Raw genomic sequence first — 20929 nt, forward strand, 5'->3', positions numbered from 1 at the left:
TACCCCACAGCACGAAGTGCGAGGAGTACAGCCGCCTAGCCCGACCCCCGCTTGCGGGGGGAAGCCCCAAAAAGCGCTCGAACAACTAAAAACTACCAAACCAACCTGCCCAAATCGTATGCCTACCCAATTTAAGTTTGCCCTACAACATTCCCCTTGGTTATTGTTGCTCTGCTTGGGGCTGGCCATTGCCTATGCGTGGCTGCTCTACAGTGCCAAAGCGCCTTGGTCGGCAGGGTTGAACAGGGCCTTGGCAGGGGTGCGCGGGGTAGTGGTTTTTGTGATTTTGGTTTTGCTGCTGCTCAATCCGCTGATTTTGCAACGCAGCTATCAGGCCGAGCGGGCAACGGTCGTACTGGCGATAGACAACTCGGCTTCCTTGGCCTTGGTACACAGTCCGGCGTTTTTGGACAGCCTCCGGCGGCAGCTCAACGCGCTGGAGCAAAGGCTCAAAGGGGCAAATATCGATACAGATATTCAGTTATTGACTAGCAGCGAGCTACCGAAGGGCTTTGCTTGGGACAGCCTGCGCTTCGACGGACAGGAAACGAACCTGCAAAAAATGTTGCGCCAAGTGCAAAACAACTACGAAAACCGTAACCTTGACAAGGTCGTGCTGCTGTCGGATGGCATTCATAATCAAGGGCTTTCGCCGGCTTTTGTGCAGTATCCGTTCCCGATTTATAGTGTTGGCTTGGGCGACCCCACCCCTAAGCGCGACATCCGCCTGGCCACAATTTTGGCCAATAAGATTGCCTATCAGGGCAACCGCTTCCCGATAGTGGCCGAAGTGGCACATAATGGCTATACCGAGCGGGAGGTGCAGGTCTATTTGTCGCAGCAGGGGCGTGTGATAGACCGCAAGACCGTGCGCCTGGGCGATGACGAAGGCCTGAGCCAAGTAACCCTGTATGCAGAGGCGGCACAAAAGGGAATGCAGCGTTATACGGTATCGGTCAATGTATTGCCGGGGGAGTTTAACAAAGAAAACAACAGCCGCGACGTGTATGTAGAAGTGATAGACGGACGCGAAAAGATACTCATTGCGGCGGCGGCTCCCCACCCTGACCTCAAGGCGCTGCGGGCTGCGCTGGCCAATAAGGACAATTACAGCCTCGAAATCTACATCCCCGGCGTTACGCCCGAGCCGAAAGAAGCCCGCTACGACTTGGTGGTGTTGCACCAAATACCCAACCGTTTTGGGCGGGGGAATGAGCTGATAAAGCGCTACGAGCAGAGTGCGCGTTGGTTTATCCTAGGTACACAGAGCGATGTCAATACCTTTAACCAACAAAAACTGGGGCTGCGGATTGATGGGCGTATGGGGCAGGTAGACAAGGTAACGCCAGCGCTGAATGCGCAGTTTAGCTTGTTTACCCTAGAGGCTACCCAAGCTGAGAGGCTGCGCAAGTATCCGCCGCTGACTGTGCCTTTTGGAGAATATACCCTTACGGGAGAGGCGCAGGTACTGCTTTATCAGCGTGTGGGCAATATCGAAACAGAAAAGCCGCTGCTATTGCTCAACAATACGGGCGAAAAGCCGGTGGGCATCTTGACCGGCGACGGCCTCTGGCAGTGGCGGATGGAGGAGTTTGACCTGAGCGACAACCACGAAGCGGTGGACGAGCTGCTGACCAAGACGGTACAACTGCTGACGACCAAGGAAGACAAGCGCCGCCTGAGGGTATACCCTACGGACAATGAGTTTTATGATTTTCAAAAAATCAGCTTCGAGACCGAGCTGTACAATGCCATCTATGAGCGGGTATATGATACCAAAATAAGCCTGACCATCACGGATGAGGAGGGCCAACAGCGCCGCTACAACTATACCCCCACTGCGGGCAATACCCGCTTTGATATCAGCAGCCTGCCCAAAGGGGTGTATCGCTATGCGGCCTCGGCCAATGTGCAGGGCAAGACCGAAACGGTAGGAGGGGAGTTTGTGGTCAAGTCGGTGCAGCTCGAATCTATCCAAACGACTGCCGACCACGCCTTGCTCCAACAACTCTCCGACAATAGCGGAGGGGCGTTTTTTGCCCCGCAAGCCTTTGAGCAATTAGCCCAAGCCCTCATCGAAAACCGCAAGCCGGACTTGCTCCACAGCAGTGCCTCCCAACAATCACTCATCCACTGGTATTGGCTCTTCGGGCTTTTCTTGGCGCTGTTGACGCTAGAGTGGGTGCTGCGCAAATACCAAGGGGGGTATTGATTGTTTTTGGATAGTTACCAAAGCCTGATTATGCTCGTTACGCACCTCCCAACGCTAACCACAAAATAGACGCAAAGAGGGATAGCCCAGCGTGTAGGCTATCCCCATCGAGGTTTGGCTTGGCCGCAGTTTTACACAAACCCTTCGCCGCGTTTGCGAGCGTCTTCTACAAACTCTCTGACGCGCTGCTCTTGGTCTTTTTTGCAGATGAGTAGGACATTATCAAACTCGGTTACGATGTAATCATCCAAGCCTTGGATGACCACTAGGCGGTCTTTGGGTGCTTTGACGAGCGTATTTTTGGTTTCATACAGTTGTATGGTTCCGGAGCTGACATTGCCGTGTTTGTCCTTGGGCAAGACTTCGTACACAGACTTCCAGGTACCTAAGTCGCGCCAGCCAAAGTCGCCGGTAATGACATAGACATTGTCGGCTTTTTCCATCACCCCATAATCAATCGAGATGCTCTTGCACTTGGTATAGGCCGTTTCGATGGCCTCGGCTTCCTGTGCTGTACCAAAGTGAGGCAGGGCTTCTACAAAGTTTTCGGCTATTTCGACCAGATGGGTTTCGAGGGCTTGTATGATGGCCGACACACGCCAGACAAAGATGCCGGCGTTCCAGACAAAGTCGCCACTTTCTAGGAATTTTTCGGCCAGCTCTTGCGGGGGCTTTTCGGTAAATGTTTTGACTTTGCAAATCTCATCATCCCCCTCAACAAACTGAATATAGCCAAAGCCCGTGTCGGGGCGGCTGGGTTTTACGCCCAAAGTCAGCAAAACAGGGTGTAGGGCAGCCTGTGTGAGGGCTTGCTGTAAGATATGGTGAAACCGCGCCTCTTCCAAGATGATTTGGTCTACTGGCGTAACAACTATCAGTGCATCGGGGTCTTGTTGGCGTATTTTGTAGGAGGCATAGGCGATACAGGGCGCGGTATTGCGCTTGAATGGCTCTGTAAGCACTTGGCTTTCAGACAAAAAAGGCAATTGCGCCAAGATACGTTCTTTGTATGCCAGACTCGTTACGACCAAGATATTGCTATCGGGGCAAATACTTCGGAAGCGCTCAGCAGTAGCCTGTAATAATGATTGCCCACTGTCCAAAAAATCGTGAAATTGTTTGGGGTGTTCTTGCCGGCTATATGGCCATAGGCGCGTACCCGTACCACCGGCCATAATCACTACATAGTAGTTGGCATTTGTCATAAGGAAAGAGGTTGGATTGAATGCTTGGTAGTGCAATTTTAGAAAATTTTGCCGTATTTTTACCATCCCATCGCAAAAAACAAGGCCATAAGTGGGGCACATCTCAGGTGTGCTTTTTTTCTTACATCCTTTTTTTGTGAACAGGGTTTTTTGCGTAACTTCATATTCTCAATTCCCAATAATAGCAGGCTCCGAAGGTTGTAGAATGTAATGAACTTTAGTATATTTAGCCTATGGTTGCCCAACTCTCACCAATTTAGCGAAGAACAAAGATGATGTTGACCGACAGTGTAAACCTGAAAAAAGTACTAAAAGAGGTTTTTGGCTACAGCCAATTCCGAGGAGAGCAAGAAAGAATTATTCAAAGCATTCTTGCTGGTAAGAATACCTTTGTGATTATGCCCACTGGTGCGGGCAAGTCGATGTGTTATCAGTTGCCGGCGATTGTATCTGAAGGGGTGGCCATCGTTATTTCGCCACTGATAGCGTTGATGAAAAACCAAGTTGACCAGCTCAACAGTGTTGGGGTTCAGGCTCAATTTCTCAACTCTACGCTGAGCAAGGCTGAGATTACCAAGGTGAAGAAAGATGTCTTGGCTGGCACTACCAAGCTGCTTTATGTAGCGCCCGAATCGCTGACCAAAGAAACCAATCTGACCTTCTTGCAGCAGGCTCAAATCTCTTTTATTGCTATCGATGAGGCGCACTGTATCTCAGAATGGGGGCACGATTTCCGCCCCGAATACCGCAAAATCCGCAATATTATTGACACTATCGGGGACTTACCCATCATTGCCCTTACGGCTACAGCCACGCCCAAAGTACAACAAGATATTTTGCGCAACCTACGGATGGAGGAGGCGACGATTGTCCAGACTTCCTTCAACCGCTCCAACCTATACTATGAAGTACGCCCCAAGACCGCTGCCAAAAAGGAGCTGATTAAATACCTCAAGTCGCAAAAGGGCAAATCGGGCATTATCTACTGCCTCAGCCGTAAAAAAGTAGAAGAGATTGCGGAGTTCTTGCGTGTCAACGATATTCGGGCATTGCCCTACCACGCCGGCTTGGAGTCTCAGGTGCGGATGCAAAACCAAGATGCCTTCCTCAATGAGGATGCCGATGTGATTGTGGCGACTATCGCCTTTGGGATGGGTATCGATAAGCCCGATGTACGCTTTGTCATCCACTATGACGCGCCCAAGTCGATTGAAGGGTATTACCAAGAAACGGGGCGCGCTGGGCGCGATGGCCTAGAGGCCGACTGTATTATGTTTTATAACCCGGCGGATATCCAAAAACTAGAAAAATTCAACAAAGACAAACCCGTTACGGAGCGTGATAATGCCCGCCACCTGCTCCAAGAGATGATGGCCTATGCTACTTCGGGTATCTGCCGCCGCCGTCAATTGCTTTATTATTTTGGGGAGAAAATGGAGAAGGATTGCGGCTATTGCAACAACTGTAAGAACCCCACAGAACGCTTTAAGGTAAAAGAAGAAATGGTGATGGCGCTCAAGGCCATCCAACAAACCAAACAAAAGTTTGCCGCCCAACACATCAGTGATGTGCTTACCGCTACGATGAACGACTACATCGAGAGCTACGGCCATGACCAACTTGAGGTCTATGGCCAAGGCCAAGAGCAGACACCGGAGTTTTGGCTCTCGCTCCTCAGGCAGGCGGTATTTTTTGACCTCATCGAAAAAGATGTGGACAATTACGGAGTGCTCAAGCTTTGCGCCAAGGGAGAGGCCTTTATCAATGATCCTTATACCTTGCAATTGTGCGAAGGCTACGACTATTCGAAGCTCACCGAAGAGGAGGCCGAAGAGGAAAAAGAAATCGGCAGTGCCAACCAAAGCACCAAAGCCTATGACCCAGTGTTGTATGATTTGCTCAAGGCGCAGCGCAAACGTGTAGCCAAAAGCAAAAACTTGCCCCCATATGTCATTTTCCAAGACCCTTCGCTCGAAGAAATGGCAACTACATACCCAACTACTGCCGAAGAGCTGGCGCAAATCAACGGCGTAGGGATGGGAAAAGTCCAGAAGTTTGGCAAGTCTTTCTTAGAACTGATTAGCAAATATGTAGAAGAACACGACATCGAGACCGCCTCGGAGGTGGTTATCAAATCGACGGTCAATAAGTCTAAAATCAAAATCTTTATCATCCAACAGATTGACCGTCGCATAGATCTCGAAGAAATTGCTGAAGCAAGGGGCCTCTCCTTTGATGCACTCCTAAGCGAAATCGAGCATATTTGCTACTCCGGCACGAAGCTGAATTTGGACTATTATATCGACCAAGTCATAGAACAGGACCGCCAAGACGAAATATTTGAGTATTTCCTCAGCTCCGAGACAGACCATATCCCTACGGCCATTGCCACATTAGGGGAAGATGAGTTTAGTGAGGAAGAGCTGCGATTGATGCGCATCAAGTTCTTGTCAGAACTAGCAAACTAATGCACGAGTTACGATTTGGGATTTACGATTTGCGAATCCCAACTCGTCAATTTATACTTTCACCCCAATCACCAATACATCATCAGTTTGTTCTTGGCTGCCTTTCCATTGTTCGAAAGTCTGTTTGAGGGCGGCTTGTTGTTCTGGTATGGGTAATTGGCTGATAGACAAGAGCAGGTTGCGGAAGTTGCTTTTGAGAAACTTACGGTTTTCGGCGCCTCCAAACTGATCCTGAAACCCATCCGTAACGATATAGTATGTATCTTCGGGCAGGAGCTGTAGAGTGTGCTCCTCAAACTGCTTTTGGCCATACTGTGTACCTCCTATGGGGTAGGGAGAGCCTTTGATACTGCTGATTTCTTGATTTCTTACGATGTAGAGCGGATTTTTGGCACCAGCAAATTGTAAGGTTTGTTGATTAAAATCAAATACCATTACGGCCATATCCATCCCATCGTGGTTGGTTTTATCTTCTTGTTGGTGTAGATATTCGACTACTTTTTGGTCAAGCGTTGCCAAAATTTTGGCAGGAGCTGTAATTCCTTGGTTTCGGACGATGTCGTTGAGCAGCCCGTGAGCCATCACCACCATAAACGCCCCCGGCACACCGTGGCCAGTACAATCGATGGCTGCAATCACAACGCGCCAATGTTCACACGTTTCATTAGGTGCTACTTCACTGATCCAATAAAAATCTCCTGATACGATGTCCTTGGGTTGATAATAAATAAAGGCGTTGTCAGAGTAGTTTTGAATATACTTGACCGGCGGCAGGATAGCCCGTTGGATGCGCTCGGCGTAGCGGATGCTATCCAAAATATGCTTGTTTTGCGATTCTATTTTGGCGTATGCCTGTCGGATTTCAACAGTCTTCAGCCGCTCAATTTCTGCGTCTTGTTTGGCCTGTTCTACTTGAAATACAGCCCTCAGATTGTCCATTTGCAGGCGCTGCTCTTCTTTCATAAAAGCCGTTTTGACCTCCATATACTGCTCATAGGCTTCTAGTGCTTGTGCAAGGCGGCCTTGTGCTTTGTAGAGTTGCGCTAGGAGTTGATGCGCTCGTTGGATTTTGGCTTTTATTTTTACCTTATCGGCTAGGGTGAGGCTTTCTGAGAGGTAACTCTCTGCTGTTTCGTATTTCCCCAATACGGTATACAGTTCTCCTAAGTTGAGTAAGGAAGTGATGACCCCTTGTTGATTTTGGTAATGCCTGCGGATAGCCAGCCCCAGTTGCAAAAACTCTTCTGCGCGATGGTAATCCTGAAGTTGTTGGTAGGCCACGCCCAATTCATTAAAGGCGCGGGCTTCAGAATTAGGCACTTGGTATTTTTTGGCAATTTCAAGGGCTTCCCAAAGGCTGTTTAGCGCCTCCTCGGTATGCTCTCTAATTGGAACAATGCGATTCCCTTGCCAATGAGGGACGAAGCTTGCCCTACACCATCATCTACGGCTTTGGCAGCATCAAAGGCTTGTTGGAGGTATTTTTTGGCTTCGCGGTAGTTTTGTAATTCAAGGTAAAAATCGCCTAAGAGGTAGAAGCCCCAAGCTTGCCAGCGTTCGCGATTGGACCCAAAATTTAGGGAGGTGGCTTTGACAATTAGCTGAAAGCCTCTGTTAAAGTCGCCGGCTGCACGGTAGATGCTGCCCATGACCCCTAGGGCGGAGGCCAAACCCTCGTTGTCTTGGAGGGCTTCAAAAATATCTACGGCTTGTTGTACAGTAGCTAGGGCTTGTTTGAGCTGGCCATATCTATAATATTCGGAGAAAGCAATATGTGTCAGGGCAAAGGCTTCCCCTCTAGGGTAGGGAATTTGTAGACTGATATCAAGCGCCTCACGGGCATATTTTTCCGATGCTTGAATATTGACACCACGTGCATTCCAAGACTGCTCTACGAGCGTATCCACCTTGGCTATCAGCTCACTAGTATTTTGATGGTGGGTAGAAGACGAAGTATTGGTGGTTACAGACATGTGTTGGGGGGGTGCGTCAGGGCATTGTCAAAAAAGCTCAAATATAAAGCCAAAACCCTTTTTGAGGCAGAATAGTTGCACTGAGCTCTAGGAATTGGCCTGCCCTAAAACATTTTCGGTAAACTATCGGGGCTTAGGCAAATATGGTATAACTTAGCACCAAAAAAATTGGACGGAGATGGCAGTAGCGCTATTTTTCATTGTTTTTTATGGCTTGGTGGCTTATTGGTTGTTTATTCAGGGATATATGCTGTCTAAGCTACGCCAATGGCAACACCTAGCGCCACAACTGCCCTACCTGCCCAAGGTGTCTATCTTGATAGCTGTGCGCAACGAAGCTCACACCCTCAAGCGTTGTTTGGCGGCGTTGGCAGCCCTGACTTATCCTCAGAAACGCCTAGAAATTTGGATTGCCAATGATGCTTCTGAAGACGAAACAGCGCAATTGTTGAGAAGCGACCTGAGCCAAGCCCCTCATTTTCGGGTATTGACCTTGCCCCGACCTAGTGCCGGCGACAAGCTCAAAGGCAAAGCACGGGCCTTGGCTGCCCTAACGGCGGTTGCGCAAGGAGAGGTATGGTTGTTTACGGACGCTGATGTGGCCGTACCTCCTGATTGGGTACAACACATGGTTGCCCCCGTCTTACACGAACGCGCCGATATCGTTACGGGATTCACCCAGATTGACAGCAGCAGTGGCTGGCGTGTTGCTTGGCAACAGTGGGATTGGGCCAGAGCACAACTACAAATCGCTGCGGCTGCCGCCATGGGGATTCCACTCACTACAATGGGCAACAATATGGCGTTGGCCGCAGGGGCTTATCGGAAATATGGGGGATGGGAGACGCTTCCTTTTTCGGTAGCCGAAGACTGGGCCTTGTTTCGGGCTTGGGTCAATAAAGGAGCACGATTTAGGCACTTGATAGCGGATGATATTCAGGCGGTTACCCTACCAGAGCCAAGCTATAAAAATCTATTGGCACAACGCCGCCGTTGGGCTGTTGCTGCCCTTCATAGTCCGTGGTATGTGCGGCTATTGTTGGGAATGATTTTATTACAGCCCTTGGTGTGGTTGTGGCTGTTATGGCTGTATTGGCCGGCTGCCTTGGCGCTGGCGATGCTACAGTGGTTATATTGGCAACAGCTATTTGCCCGGCATACAAAGTTAGGCTTTGCCCCCTGGGGTGCCATCACCTACTGGCCTTACCAAGCTTTTTTGCCTTGGCGGTTGTTGTGGAGTCATTTGTGCCGCCGCCCAGTAGTTTGGAAAGGGCGCTATTACGCGCCTGGCACTACACCTTGAGTAGTTTGATATGTTCCCAGCCCTCAGGGGTATAGATACTCAGTAGGTAGACCCCTGAGCGCAAATCTCCGACAGGCTTTGTTGTTTGTGCTTCTTCCAATACCCACTCCCGTATCACCTGACCCTGCATATCTGTCAATTTGGCCTTTACGGGCTGTGTATAGGTTCTCCCTAAGTCTATAGTGATTTGTTCGCGCATAGGGTTGGGGTATACGCTGACCACCACAGGCATCCGCTCCATTGATACTGCCACGGCCTCCGTCTGTGTACTCTGACCGTCGAAGTCCGTTTGTTTGAGGCGATAATAATTGATACGCCCCGGCGCAAAGTGCTGTGTTTGTGCTTCATACCGCCGGATAGCCTGTGTGTTGCCGGCTCCCTCCTTGGTCAGTATGGTTTGCCATTGTTGCATATCGAGGCTGTGCTCGATGCTGAAATAAGCGTTGTTTTTTTCGGAGCTTGTTGTCCATTGTAGCTTGACGGCCTCATTGCCTTCGGCAAAAGCATAAAAATTGAGCAGTGTAATGGGCAATGGCTCGATATTGCAAGTGATGGTTCGGTTGGAGATTCCCGGTCCATTGATTTGCAACGCAATCGCATCACACCCCATACTGGCAATGGTGGTCGTATTGCAGTCTGTCCCGTTGTAATAGCTATTGGCCGAAACCGAAGTCCCTGTCCCTCCGTTATTGGGCAAGTTGAAAAAATGGCTCTGCCCACTAGTAGCGCAGCTTACAGTCCCTTGTAATGTCCACACCCCGGCAGCAGGCACACCAGGGCCACTAAAGCTGACATCATAGGCAACACTTACGGTGTAGTTGTATCCAAAAGCACAAGAACTGCTAGCGGGGTTTATCTGTGTGGGATTGAGCGATATATGGACTTTGTAATTGTTGCTTGACTCAACCTCTATCTCACATTGTGCCCACAGGGTGGTAACACGCAGCCACAAACCCAATAACAAAAGCACTGTTGTCGAGGCTTTGGTGATGTAATATTTCATGAGTTAGTTGTATACTGTTTTGTAATTAATACAGCTTACGCCCTCAAAGTCAGCATATAGTTGCGATTAGAGACCTTTTTTTCGACCAGCCTATTAAAATCACAGACGAGCGCTCGTGTAATAAAGAATGCTATTTCAGAATAATAATCTGTGTATTCAGTTTTTCGCAAGCTATTTCGCATAAATTTGTACTATAAAGGGTATATGCATTTTGTTTTTACTAAAGATTCAGTGTATGTGTATCAAGACTGGCAGGCTCTAAAGATTGACAGGATTGGGTTTTCAAGGATTTTGAGTGTCTACATTTCCAGTGCTCTCAAAGATGTCGGTGTAAGGTTTTAAAAACAGGCACTAGGTTTGCAATTCCCTTATCTGTGCTGCATCTTTGCCATAGAGGCAAGACACCTGAGAACAAGATTTTTACTATGTTTTTTTTGCAACAACAACACCCTGCGCTTTTTGCCGCCTTCGATGTGTACCCTTCGGCCAAAGGCTCTGCTACCCATATCTACCACAATGCCGAGGCGCTTTTTGCCTATGCTGGTGGGGGCTGGCTGGCAGTTTTGGGAGATGAGCGTTTGGCCGATTATCAGCGCGAATTCAATCCCCAGTCGGTAGAAATCACTCGGTTTTCGCAGCCTATAGACAATTACCTCCGTCGTGGGCAGGCGTATAGCGACGCGCTCCTACAGACCTTGGCCGAGCAAAAAGGCCTGCGATTGGCGCATTTTCGCGATATTTGGGGTGGCTTACCTATTTTGTTGCACAAAAGCCGCAGCCAAGCCCCTTACAAAACTGTCTTTGAGGTCAATGGGCTGCCTTCCATTGAATTGCCCTATCGCTACCCCCAGCTCCCCCAGAGCACCTTGGCCAAGCTGGGGCAAATGGAGCAATACTGCTTACAACAGGCTGATGCAGTGATAGTACCGTCAGAAGTTATTCGCCAAAACCTCTTACGAATGGGGCTAAGCGCACAGAAGGTCAGTGTCATCAGCAATGGTGCTGAAGTACCAGAAGATTTCCAGCGACTTGCGGCTATGCCGGAGCGCTATGCGATTTATTTTGGGGCTTTGCAGCCTTGGCAAGGAGTCGATACCTTGCTCAAAGCATTTCAATATTTAGAAGATATTCCTGACATAAAACTGGTGATTTGCGCTTCTTCAAAAGCCAAACAAACACGGCCCTATCAGAAACTTGTCCGCCGGCTGGGGCTTACAGAGCGCATAATCTGGCAATATCGCCTCAAAAAGCGCCCGCTGTATAATTGGGTACACTTTGCGGAGTTTTCCGTTGCGCCACTCAAAGACTGTAGCCGCAATCTGGCCCAAGGTTGTTGCCCGCTCAAGGTCTTAGAATCGATGGCTGTGGGCACACCAGTGATTGCTTCGGATATGCCAGCCGTGCGTGAGATTATCCCCTCGGCTTCCTTAGGGCAGTTGGTTCGCGCCGACCGGCCGGCTGTTTTGGCCCGAGCAATGCGTCTCTGGTTTGATCAACCCCCACACACAAGGCAGATGGGCGCGGCCACACGCCAACACATCCAAAAACACTACACCTGGGAGCAAAAAAAAGCAGAGCTTCAGGCCCTATACCGGCAACTTTTGGCCTAATAATTTGTGTTCTCGATACGAGCAAATCTCATATAAATTGCTAACTTTGTTTAGTACTTCTCTGGCGGGCACATTGGCCTAACTCTTGGCACAAACCAATGTTAAGAAGAGTACGCCAACACTCATAAAAACAAACCCTAAATCTTTAGTGCGCTAACTATGAAAATACTTGGTTATATAATGATGATTTTTGGTGGATTCATGTTGCTCGGAGCGCTCTCTTCGTTTTCCATCCCGGGCATGGTGGTGTCTTCACTGATATTGGGTAGCGGAAACTATCTCGCCCGTAAAGCCCAAACACCTGCCCTGCCAAGCACTGGACAAAATCAAGCCGCCCTCAATCCCACCTCAGAGTTCAAACTGACCGACCAACTGATTATCCGTTTGGCACATCGCAATGGCAATCAACTTAGCCCTGAATTTTTGGCCAAACAAACCTCTCTCTCTATTCAAGAAGCACGTGAGCGCCTCGACTTAATGAGCCAGCAAGGGTTGTGTCAGATTGATTTGGATAAGATTGATGCCAATGGAAACATTATCTATGTGTTTTTATAAATAGTGTATCGAAAATCAGCTACTTGAATCCTTAAAAGTCCGCCGCTTCAGACTACCCCCTTGGCCTTGAGCGCTAGGTATTCGTTGATGACCGCAGCCGTTAGCTGGTTAGGGTGGGATAATACCGTATAGATGCCATACTTGTTGAGTTCACGAACAATGAGGCGTTTTTCGTAAACAAATTGCTCAGCCACAGTTTGATTATATAGTTCTTCTAGCGACCGAGGGCGGCGGGTGATATAGCTGTTGATAGCGGTATTTTCAAACATTACCACAAGCAGAACCTGTGTTTTGGCTAGTTGTCGTAGAGCCGGCAGTGCGCGCTGTAGGGTATGTAAGCTTTCAAAATTGGTAAACAACACCAGCAAGCTACGTTGTTTGATAAGTTGGCGTACTTGAATAAAAAGCCGTTGATAGTCCGATTCCTCAAAGCCGGTTTCTTGTTTGTACAGTGTTTCGAGGAACTTCTGCATTTGCCTCCGTCCCCGCGTGGCAGGTACAATCTCGTCTATCTGATGCCTGAAAGTCAGCAAGCCGGGCTGGTCATATTGCATCACTGCGATATTGGCCAACACCAAGGCTGAGTTGATAGCATAGTCGAGCAAGGTCATCCCATTGAAGGGTTGCCGCATATTGCGGCCTTTGTCGATGAGGCAGTATATTTGCTGAGATTTTTCGTCTTGATAATGATTGACCATCAGCTGGTTGCGCCTAGCAGTAGCCTTCCAGTTGATAGAGCGAATATCATCTCCCTGGACATAGTCTTTGATTTGCTCAAACTCACGGTTTTGGCCTATGCGCCGTATTTTTTTGATGCCTGCTTCGCTCAGCTTATTCGAAATAGCAAGCAACTCGTATTTGTGTACTTGAGCAAAAGAAGGGTATACGGCTACTTCGTCAGGCTGTACAAAACAGTAATGACGCGAAATCAGCCCTAGGCCTATACTGACATTGAGGTGTAAATTCCCGAATTGATAAAGACCGCGCTCGGTAGGGCGCAGAGTATAGCTGAGAGTGGTGGATTGTTGGGAGGCCAGCTGGTGGTGATAGAGCGCGAAATCTCTGCGCTGAAACTGTATTGGCAGCTCATCGATTACCTTTAGGGAAATGTGTACGGGGTATTGGTTGGCTATTTCAAGCCCGACAGGGTTGTCATCTCCGTTGGAGAGGCGGCGCGCCACCGTACGAGAGGCTTGTACTCCCTGCTTAGTTTGCCACAGCAACAAGGCCTCTATCAGTAGATAGATGCTCAAAAACAACATCAGGATGTTGGCCGGCAATAATAATAGGGGCCAAAAAAAGGCCAACACAAACAAGAAAGCAGAAAAGAGCAGCACCATAAAAAAGCGCCGCTCTAGAGATAACTGCCAGTATGATGGCTTTTTAGTGTATGGGGTAGTTATAGGCACTAATCAAAGTTTTTGGTCATACGATCTAGGCGTTTTACGTCCAAGATAGCAATTTTTTTGCCTTGTAAATCTACCAAGCCTTCTTTTTTGAAATCTGATAAGGCACGGATTAGTGTTTCGGTTGCGGTACCTACAAGGTTGGCGAGGTCTTCGCGCGAAAGTAGGATATTGATAAAGCCGGTATCGTCGGCCTCTTGGCCATAGTACTGCTTGAGCATCAGGAGGGTTTCGGCTAGCCGCTCTTTTACAGTTTTTTGAGCCATCTTGGTGAGCTTCTCTTCAGCAAAACGGAGGTCGTGGCTTAGCAAGTTCATCACTTGACCGGTCAAGTTGGTGCTTTCTTGCAACACACTCATAAAGACCTGTTTGGGGATAAAACATACACGGGTATCGACCAAAGGAATAGCCGAGACTTCATATGCTTCGCCAGAAATCAAGGAGCGATAGCCCAATACATCGCCTTCAGATGCGAGACGGAAGATATGGTCTTTGCCAGACTCGGTGGTTTTGAATACCTTGACTTTGCCTTGATAAATCGCATACAGCCCTTGTGGATACTGATTTTCTTGAAAAATTAGCTCTCCTTTGCTGAATACTTGGCATCCTTTTTTGGTGGATATTTCCGATAAATTATGGCTTTCAAGGTCTGCGAAAATACCTTTATGCCGTACACGGCAGGTCTCGCAGGGGAATGATTTAACGGTATTACTCATAATTGCGGACAGACAGGAGGGGTGTTAGGGGAGGGGAAGTTACATACATACATACGCCCTTGACAGAGAGGAAAGGCTAGGAGAACCAAGGAGTGGTTTTTGGAAACGAAACTCCTGAGGGATTACAGGTAGCGACAGGTATTTTGAACTTGGTAAAAGCAGTAAATACAGATTAAAAGTGCACATTTTTTACAAATTGTGCAAGTTTAAGGCTGTTATTTTTACAAGTCTAATCTGTGATACAAGCCCTCCCCCGATATTTCCATATCCAATCAAAATTAGTTGGGGAAGTGGATGTATTGAAGCCTAGGCACAACGGGTTGATACTCTGGTGTATTGGCTAGGGTTGTAAGAGAGACAAAAAGGCAGGTGTGAACAAATGTTCGAGCATTTTGATTTGTTCTTGCAACTTACCACGCTGTGCCTCTGTATTGATGTAGCGGATACCCTTGGCCGCACAGTAGACCGAAAGCGAGCCATCATCTGTTACTCGGCTGTTGTCTTGTAGTACGACACTTACTTTGACTTGCTTAAAAAAATCAAAAAAAGCACGCTCAATTACATAATAAAACTCTCCTGTACCCATCAGGGGGTTGATATAGGCTTCCTCGGCCTCTTGAGCCAAATTACCGTTTGGCGCATAGCTACGAACATTAAAGGAAGGGACATTGACGTTGTTGTGGGCTGCAACAATCAGCTCCGGCTGGCCAACTAACGATAACATTTCTTGCGCAAACTTACGCACGGCTTCGTGGGCTTCCGGATGATACGCTGCGCTATAGCGGCTCAGTGTTTGGCGGATACCTTGGTCTGTAAAAATACGGTTAGGATCTAGGCCATACACTGCCCCTTTGAGCCTGAACTTGAGGATACGCTCCCCGCTATGTTGTAGCTCCACCAAGCGGCCTCCAAAACGGTCTATCACATTTTTGGCCGCTTCTACAGAGGTATTTTCATCGTCGTGCATATTAAAAAAAACCATTTTGTGCGCATTCCCCCGCTCATAAGTACAAAGGTATACTGTCGTCTCTCCTACCTGTACGGCAGTGCGTGTAGTACGGAGGCTGTCAGGTTGGGCAAAGGCCAGCCCCAAGGCCGCCCCCCAACAGATTAAAAAACAACCTAACATACGATAACCCGCCTGAAGGCGTTTGGTAATAGAAATAGTCTTAGCGCTTGATAGTTGATACATAAGAAAAACGTCTTTTGGCAAACAACGATTGTTTAATCTCGAAAGATATACTAACTTGCCTGTATTCACAATATAGATGCGTATGAAAAAAAACTACTCCCCCCTTTTCTTCTTTTGGTGGTGTTATTGGCTGTGTTGCACGTCGGGGGTGTGGGCACAAACTGCTCCTACAGACCAGCTCAGCAGTATTTTCTGGGAGATTTCGGGCAAACAGCTCAAAAAACCCTCTTATCTCTTTGGTACACATCACCTATACGAGTATGACTTTATCGAACAGAACCCCGAAATCACCCGCCGACTCAAGCAGGTGGAAGTGGTGGTAGGTGAGATTATTGTGGATAGCGCCGATGTGATGACGATGCTCAAAATGGCCAAATCAATGATGCTCAGTGAAGGTTCGTTGGGCAAATTGCTTAGCCCTGAGGATTTTCAGGCTACCAACGAATGCCTTCAAAACACACTGGGCCTGAGCTTGGACAATCCGCTGATACAAAAATTCAAGCCTATTGTCTTACATCAACTCATCAGTGTGGCCAAATATCTCAAAACAGAAGGCAAAGAACCAGCCCTTCAAGAGCTGCCGATGGAAGGACTGAGCAACCGGGGTTCTATGGATGCATATTTCCAAAAGCAGGGTAAAGTCTGGGGCAAAGAGCTGCGTGGTTTGGAAAGCATAGACGCTCAGGTGGGCATCTTGTATGATTCTTATCCCATAGACCGACAGATAGAAATGTTGTTGGATATGGTATATGACCGCGACAGCAGCTCCACCTTCGAAGTACTCCGCCTCAATCAACTCTATCGCCAACAAAATCTTGATGCCCTTCACGAGCTGATGGTACAACAATCTACAGATGGCGAGCTCGAACGACTGCTCTACGAGCGAAATCGCAACTGGATTCCCCAACTCGACCACTGGCTGGCTACTGAAAAACGCCGACTCTTTATCGCTGTCGGAGCCGGACATTTGCCCGGAGACCAGGGTGTAATAGCGCTCTTGCGTGCCAAAGGCTATACCCTTACCCCGGTCAGCATTGCGGTATATACCGGCAAAGAATGACAACATACCAACATAGGCGCTCTATAGTGACTGTTTTTTCACCCAAAAACCTTACCTTTAGGCGCTCAATTAGAGCCAAAATCTCTAATAGGACTGTCCGAAAAGGCTGAGTACACCCCAAATCAACACAATGTGTATCCTGATATAAGTATATCAAATATTTGGTTTTCAGGAGTTTAGCTAAATTGCTGACTGATTTGGGGCACATAAGCTTTTGCTCCTTCGGACATCCACGTTTCTTGCCCACTCACTCACTGACAGTCTTTATCTTATTTGTATGGAACTGAGTTCATTCATCCGTGATGTGCCTGATTTTCCCAAGCAAGGCATTGTATTCAAAGACATTACTACCCTCCTCCAAGAGCCTGCGGCTCTCAAACAGGCCGGAGAAGCGCTGCTGGCAATGACCCAAGGGCTTCAGATAGATAAAGTAGCCGGCATTGAGTCGCGGGGTTTTTTATTTGGGATGTTCTTGGCCGAGCGCTTAGGGGTGGGTTTTGTACCCATCCGAAAGCCCGGAAAGTTACCTTCCAAAACCTTTAGCGAAAGCTATGCGCTGGAGTATGGCAACGATACTATCGAGATGCACCAAGATGCCATCAAACCCGGAGAAAAAATCTTACTACACGATGACCTCCTAGCTACCGGAGGGACTGCCGCCGCCGCCGCCAGACTTATCGAGCGTGCCGGAGGAGAGTTGGTGCAGGCTTCTTTCTTGATAGAGCTGAGCTTCTTGCCCGGTAGGGCTGCCCTACAATCATATGATGTGCGTTCACTGATTCAATACGACAGCGAATAGCACCAAAGGCGCGCATAATGTAGCATTGTGCCTCATTGTAAGAAACCAAAAATCGTTATATTTGCACAAATGAATAGAACAAGAATAGAAAAGTTTTTATACACGATCTTATTAATCCTGATACTTTACAGCGCAAAGGCACAGGACATTAACCCCGACACATTGACATTTGTATAACTAAACAGGTCAAAATTGTCATTTATACTTGACGATACATATTTTATTGGAGGAGTTAATTCATCGGGGATTTATTACAGCAATAATTTTAGAAATCTATCTTACAAACCGGGGTTTTCGTTAGGTGTGGAACAATATTTCCCATTGAAAGGCAAAGTGTTTTTAAGCTCAGGTTTCAATATCAGTCAAAGAAACTTTTCTTTCTTGAAGGAAGAACCAAACATAGAGGTAAACAACTTGTATCTTGACTTACCCCTAACTGCTGCGTTTGAATTGCCTAATTACACCTTTCTGGATTCTAATCAATCTTATTTAGACAGAGTTGGCTCTATGGCAAAACATTGGAACGATAGCCTATTTACTATTTATCGTGATAATCCTTTCGATTTTAGAAAGCTTGAAACCAAAATATCAGAGGGCTTACAAAATGCCTCGAATATCTTATTACGTTATTATGCAAACCAATTACTTAATGCCAAAAGTTGTGAACAAATTAAAGATGAACTGAATAAAATAATACGTCTAAATAATCGTGTTGAATATTTAGTTAAAAATCCGGAATTGGACAATGTACAGCAATTAAATAAGGTTTTAAGACGTGAAAGAGTACCCAACAGAATAGGAATATTATTGGAATTGTGAAAAAATATTTATTTATAAGCGTTTTATTTTTTGTGCCATTTATATCATCAGCCCAAGATGTTGAAGGTTTAGACAATCGCATTCTTTATACAAAGTATTATGTAGCTGATTTTTTTTAATGACTCTACCAAGTGGGCTTGGGAGCTTGATGTAGTATATAGAAGGCAAAGTGAACTTGGAGAAAGCAATTTTTGGGAACATCCTTTAAGATACAGTGTAAGACCTTGGATTGCATATCAATTCACAAAGATGACACGAGTAAGTTTAAACCCTATTGGCATTTTTCATTCAGCACCGAGATTTCCATTAGAAAGCGACTTGGACAGACCGTTTGAAAGAGAGTTAAGAACTACTTTACAAATTAATAACTATGCCTATTACGGCAGATTTAATTTTACCCATCGTCTAAGATTTGAATCAAGATGGCGAGGTATAGACAATCCTGATGGTGTAAGACATAATTTTAGATTTAGGTATCGAATTAGACTTAGAACGCCTCTTAACACTGATTATTTTTATAAGAACAACACCTTGTATATTTCAAACTATCACGAAGTTCACGTTGAGTTTGGTAGAGATTATGGCACAAATTATTTTTCACAGACAAGAAATTTTGTTGGCTTGGGTTACCGTTTTTGGGATTGGACAAGAGTTGAATTAGGTTATTTATATCAAATTAACACAAGAGCTAATAATTCTCAAATAGACATAAGTCAAGGACTAATGTTTTACTTATTTTTAGATATCCTCAGTAGAAATCAGAGGAAATATAAATACTCGTTTTAATGAAGCCAATAGGAGAACAACTAAGGCACAACATCACCTATACGCAAGCAGGGGTTTGGTACTTCTTAGGACAGAAAGGTAGTAAATTTAAAGTTCATTTCTTCGTAGGAAGTTCAGTGGTAAAAATCCTTGCCTGCGTATAGCTGAGAAACACAGCCCCATCTGTGGTCGTGTCTCCACAGCCATTACCTTGCGGCACATTCCGCTGTAGCATTTAAACCATAGAGCGCAAAGGTTTTTGGAGTTAAGTAGTTGTTATACCAATCAAAATTGGTATAGGCAATGTGTCTGTTGAAAATCCTTGAGAATCAAGAAAATCAAATCTTGTGCATCTCGGCCTATTTTGAATAGGCTCACGCCACCGGACATTTCTCAAATCCCACAGCTAAAACTGTGGGCTAAGTCTCATTTGGAGGTAAAATGAGACATCAGCTTATCTCGAAGCCAGAGCTCCGGGCTACTTTTCCAAAAATGTCCGGTGGTGTATGATATGCTTGTCCTATTCCTACTTTCATTGCTCGTAAATATGCGTAAAAACCCCTACCTTTGCCAGCAAAAAAGATTAAGGCAATGAAACACCTTTTGGGCATCAAACCATTGAGCGTCGCCGATATAGAATTGATTTTTCAGACCGCCGATGAGTTTAAAGAAGTCATCAACCGACCCATCAAAAAAGTCCCCTCTTTACGTGACATCACCATTGCCAATGTATTTTTTGAGAATTCTACCCGTACCCGGATTTCATTTGAGCTAGCCGAAAAGCGCCTTTCTGCCGATGTGGTCAATTTTTCGGCCTCTTCCAGCTCTGTCAAAAAAGGGGAAACCCTGCTAGATACGGTGCAGAATATCTTGGCGATGAAAGTCGATATGGTGGTAATGCGGCATTCCAGCGTGGGAGCGCCGCATTTTTTGGCCAAACACGTGCCGGCCAATATCATCAATGCGGGCGATGGGACGCACGAGCACCCTACCCAAGCCCTGCTTGATGCCTATTCGGTGCGTGAGCGCCTCGGAGAGGTGGGCGGCAAGCGCATCGCCATTATCGGAGATATTATGCACTCACGGGTGGCCTTGTCCAATATTTTTGCTTTCCAAAAACTAGGGGCAGAGTTGATGGTCTGTGGTCCCACAACACTGATTCCTAAATATATTGGGTCGTTGGGAGTACGGGTTGAAACCGACGTACGCAAGGCCCTCGCTTGGTGTGATGTGGCCAATGTATTGCGTATACAACTGGAGCGCCAGCAAATCAAGTATTTCCCATCGTTGCGCGAGTATCGTCTTTACTATGGGATTACCAAAAAAATGCTAGAACAGCTTGATAAAGAGATTGTTGTGATGCACCCCGGGCCTATCAACCGAGGCGTAGAGCTGAGCAGTGATGCAGCAGACTCTTCGCAAGCCATTATTCTTGACCAAGTAGAAAACGGCGTGGCTGTGCGTATGGCAGTGCTCTATTTGTTGGCCGGCGGGCGCAGTGGTATTTAGAACTTGTTTAAAATTATCTTCATCGACACCAAAACGCTGCTTTTTGGCTATTATGTCGTTAAAAATGCTCGCCATAGCCCTCCCACGATTTTAATCGTGGGCTAAGCATAGTGCCTGCGTTTTTTACCTAGTACCAGCACAAAAACAGCTGCTTTGCGTACCGCGCTGAAAATTTAAATAAGCCCTTAGCCCCTAAAATATCCTGTATCAGGGGTTTAACAAACTTTAACAGCCCTGACCATAAAGCCAACTGGCTGATAATCAGGGTTGTTTTTATTAATAAATGCATCAATATTGCAAAAGTAAATTGGTTTTGAATAAAAAAAGCCTGAGT

General features: G+C 46.9%; 17 protein-coding genes. 10 read left to right on the plus strand and 7 right to left on the minus strand.

Annotated features, from left to right (window positions below; genetic code table 11):
* Positions 1 to 118: 118 nt before the first annotated feature.
* Positions 119 to 2212 (plus strand): vWA domain-containing protein, encoded by a 2094-nt coding sequence (locus G499_RS0110775; protein WP_026999953.1) that lies wholly within the window; start codon positions 119 to 121, stop codon positions 2210 to 2212.
* 131 nt (positions 2213 to 2343) lie between these two features.
* Here G499_RS0110775 and G499_RS0110780 read toward each other — a convergent pair whose 3' ends face one another.
* Complete coding sequence (locus tag G499_RS0110780) at positions 2344 to 3417, minus strand: mannose-1-phosphate guanylyltransferase (protein ID WP_035727424.1); 1074 nt, start codon at positions 3415 to 3417, stop codon at positions 2344 to 2346.
* 272 nt (positions 3418 to 3689) lie between these two features.
* Between G499_RS0110780 and recQ the strand changes: the two genes are divergently transcribed.
* On the plus strand, positions 3690 to 5885 hold the full coding sequence (gene recQ, locus G499_RS0110785) for a DNA helicase RecQ (protein WP_026999955.1): 2196 nt from the start codon (positions 3690 to 3692) through the stop codon (positions 5883 to 5885).
* Between the two features lie 51 nt (positions 5886 to 5936).
* Here the strand turns inward: recQ and G499_RS0110790 are convergent, their stop codons facing one another.
* Entirely contained in the window at positions 5937 to 7205 is a 1269-nt protein-coding gene (locus G499_RS0110790) for a SpoIIE family protein phosphatase (protein ID WP_026999956.1), read from the minus strand.
* A 41-nt stretch (positions 7206 to 7246) separates the two neighbouring features.
* Positions 7247 to 7858: a tetratricopeptide repeat protein gene (locus G499_RS0110795; RefSeq protein ID WP_026999957.1), complete on the minus strand. Its 612-nt coding sequence runs from the start codon at positions 7856 to 7858 to the stop codon at positions 7247 to 7249.
* A gap of 178 nt (positions 7859 to 8036) precedes the next feature.
* On the opposite strand from G499_RS0110795, the gene G499_RS19625 reads away from it, so the two are divergent.
* Positions 8037 to 9161, plus strand: coding sequence for a glycosyltransferase (locus G499_RS19625; protein WP_051296170.1), 1125 nt, complete (start codon positions 8037 to 8039; stop codon positions 9159 to 9161).
* Here the strand turns inward: G499_RS19625 and G499_RS21180 are convergent.
* Positions 9151 to 10164 (minus strand): T9SS type A sorting domain-containing protein, encoded by a 1014-nt coding sequence (locus G499_RS21180; protein ID WP_026999958.1) that lies wholly within the window; start codon positions 10162 to 10164, stop codon positions 9151 to 9153. The two genes, G499_RS19625 and G499_RS21180, sit on opposite strands and share 11 nt — an antisense overlap.
* A gap of 425 nt (positions 10165 to 10589) precedes the next feature.
* On the opposite strand from G499_RS21180, the gene G499_RS0110810 reads away from it, so the two are divergent.
* Positions 10590 to 11774: a glycosyltransferase family 4 protein gene (locus G499_RS0110810; RefSeq protein ID WP_035727268.1), complete on the plus strand. Its 1185-nt coding sequence runs from the start codon at positions 10590 to 10592 to the stop codon at positions 11772 to 11774.
* Positions 11775 to 11954: 180 nt separating this feature from the next.
* On the plus strand, positions 11955 to 12329 hold the full coding sequence (locus G499_RS0110815) for a hypothetical protein (protein ID WP_154658411.1): 375 nt from the start codon (positions 11955 to 11957) through the stop codon (positions 12327 to 12329).
* Positions 12330 to 12376: 47 nt separating this feature from the next.
* Here G499_RS0110815 and G499_RS0110820 read toward each other — a convergent pair whose 3' ends face one another.
* From G499_RS0110820 to G499_RS19635, 3 genes are all read right to left on the minus strand, one after another.
* Entirely contained in the window at positions 12377 to 13738 is a 1362-nt protein-coding gene (locus tag G499_RS0110820) for a DUF58 domain-containing protein (protein ID WP_245576729.1), read from the minus strand.
* Positions 13738 to 14451, minus strand: a complete 714-nt coding sequence (locus tag G499_RS0110825; protein ID WP_026999962.1) for a Crp/Fnr family transcriptional regulator — start codon at positions 14449 to 14451, stop codon at positions 13738 to 13740. The genes G499_RS0110820 and G499_RS0110825 overlap by 1 nt, the downstream gene beginning before the upstream one ends.
* Before the next feature lie 340 nt (positions 14452 to 14791).
* On the minus strand, positions 14792 to 15643 hold the full coding sequence (locus G499_RS19635) for a hypothetical protein (protein WP_051296171.1): 852 nt from the start codon (positions 15641 to 15643) through the stop codon (positions 14792 to 14794).
* 82 nt (positions 15644 to 15725) lie between these two features.
* Between G499_RS19635 and G499_RS0110835 the strand changes: the two genes are divergently transcribed.
* From G499_RS0110835 to G499_RS0110860, 5 genes are all read left to right on the plus strand, one after another.
* Positions 15726 to 16703, plus strand: coding sequence for a TraB/GumN family protein (locus G499_RS0110835; RefSeq protein ID WP_026999963.1), 978 nt, complete (start codon positions 15726 to 15728; stop codon positions 16701 to 16703).
* 277 nt (positions 16704 to 16980) lie between these two features.
* Positions 16981 to 17502 carry an adenine phosphoribosyltransferase gene (locus G499_RS0110840; protein WP_026999964.1) on the plus strand — a complete coding sequence of 174 codons (522 nt, stop codon included), beginning with the start codon at positions 16981 to 16983 and terminating at the stop codon, positions 17500 to 17502.
* A gap of 192 nt (positions 17503 to 17694) precedes the next feature.
* The gene (locus G499_RS0110845; protein WP_026999965.1) at positions 17695 to 18321 is read left to right on the plus strand and encodes a hypothetical protein; all 627 of its coding nucleotides are present in this window, start codon (positions 17695 to 17697) and stop codon (positions 18319 to 18321) included.
* Positions 18322 to 18429: 108 nt separating this feature from the next.
* Entirely contained in the window at positions 18430 to 19107 is a 678-nt protein-coding gene (locus G499_RS21510; RefSeq protein WP_245576743.1) for a DUF2490 domain-containing protein, read from the plus strand.
* 570 nt (positions 19108 to 19677) lie between these two features.
* A complete protein-coding gene (locus G499_RS0110860; protein ID WP_035727271.1) occupies positions 19678 to 20595 on the plus strand; it encodes an aspartate carbamoyltransferase catalytic subunit in 918 nt (305 codons plus the stop codon).
* The last annotated feature ends 334 nt before the right edge of the window (positions 20596 to 20929 follow it).

This window comes from Eisenibacter elegans DSM 3317 (assembly GCF_000430505.1).
GTDB classification, from domain to species: Bacteria; Bacteroidota; Bacteroidia; order Cytophagales; family Microscillaceae; genus Eisenibacter; species Eisenibacter elegans.

Excerpts from the sequence above, each read along its gene's own strand:
- G499_RS0110775 (WP_026999953.1), top strand. The coding sequence starts at position 119 with ATGCCTACCCAATTTAAGTTTGCCCTACAACATTCCCCTTGGTTATTG.
- G499_RS0110780 (WP_035727424.1), bottom strand. The coding sequence starts at position 3,417 with ATGACAAATGCCAACTACTATGTAGTGATTATGGCCGGTGGTACGGGT.
- recQ (WP_026999955.1), top strand. The coding sequence starts at position 3,690 with ATGATGTTGACCGACAGTGTAAACCTGAAAAAAGTACTAAAAGAGGTT.
- G499_RS0110795 (WP_026999957.1), bottom strand. The coding sequence starts at position 7,858 with ATGTCTGTAACCACCAATACTTCGTCTTCTACCCACCATCAAAATACT.
- G499_RS19625 (WP_051296170.1), top strand. The coding sequence starts at position 8,037 with ATGGCAGTAGCGCTATTTTTCATTGTTTTTTATGGCTTGGTGGCTTAT.
- G499_RS21180 (WP_026999958.1), bottom strand. The coding sequence starts at position 10,164 with ATGAAATATTACATCACCAAAGCCTCGACAACAGTGCTTTTGTTATTG.
- G499_RS0110810 (WP_035727268.1), top strand. The coding sequence starts at position 10,590 with ATGTTTTTTTTGCAACAACAACACCCTGCGCTTTTTGCCGCCTTCGAT.
- G499_RS0110815 (WP_154658411.1), top strand. The coding sequence starts at position 11,955 with ATGATGATTTTTGGTGGATTCATGTTGCTCGGAGCGCTCTCTTCGTTT.
- G499_RS0110825 (WP_026999962.1), bottom strand. The coding sequence starts at position 14,451 with ATGAGTAATACCGTTAAATCATTCCCCTGCGAGACCTGCCGTGTACGG.
- G499_RS19635 (WP_051296171.1), bottom strand. The coding sequence starts at position 15,643 with ATGTATCAACTATCAAGCGCTAAGACTATTTCTATTACCAAACGCCTT.
- G499_RS0110835 (WP_026999963.1), top strand. The coding sequence starts at position 15,726 with ATGAAAAAAAACTACTCCCCCCTTTTCTTCTTTTGGTGGTGTTATTGG.
- G499_RS0110840 (WP_026999964.1), top strand. The coding sequence starts at position 16,981 with ATGGAACTGAGTTCATTCATCCGTGATGTGCCTGATTTTCCCAAGCAA.
- G499_RS0110860 (WP_035727271.1), top strand. The coding sequence starts at position 19,678 with ATGAAACACCTTTTGGGCATCAAACCATTGAGCGTCGCCGATATAGAA.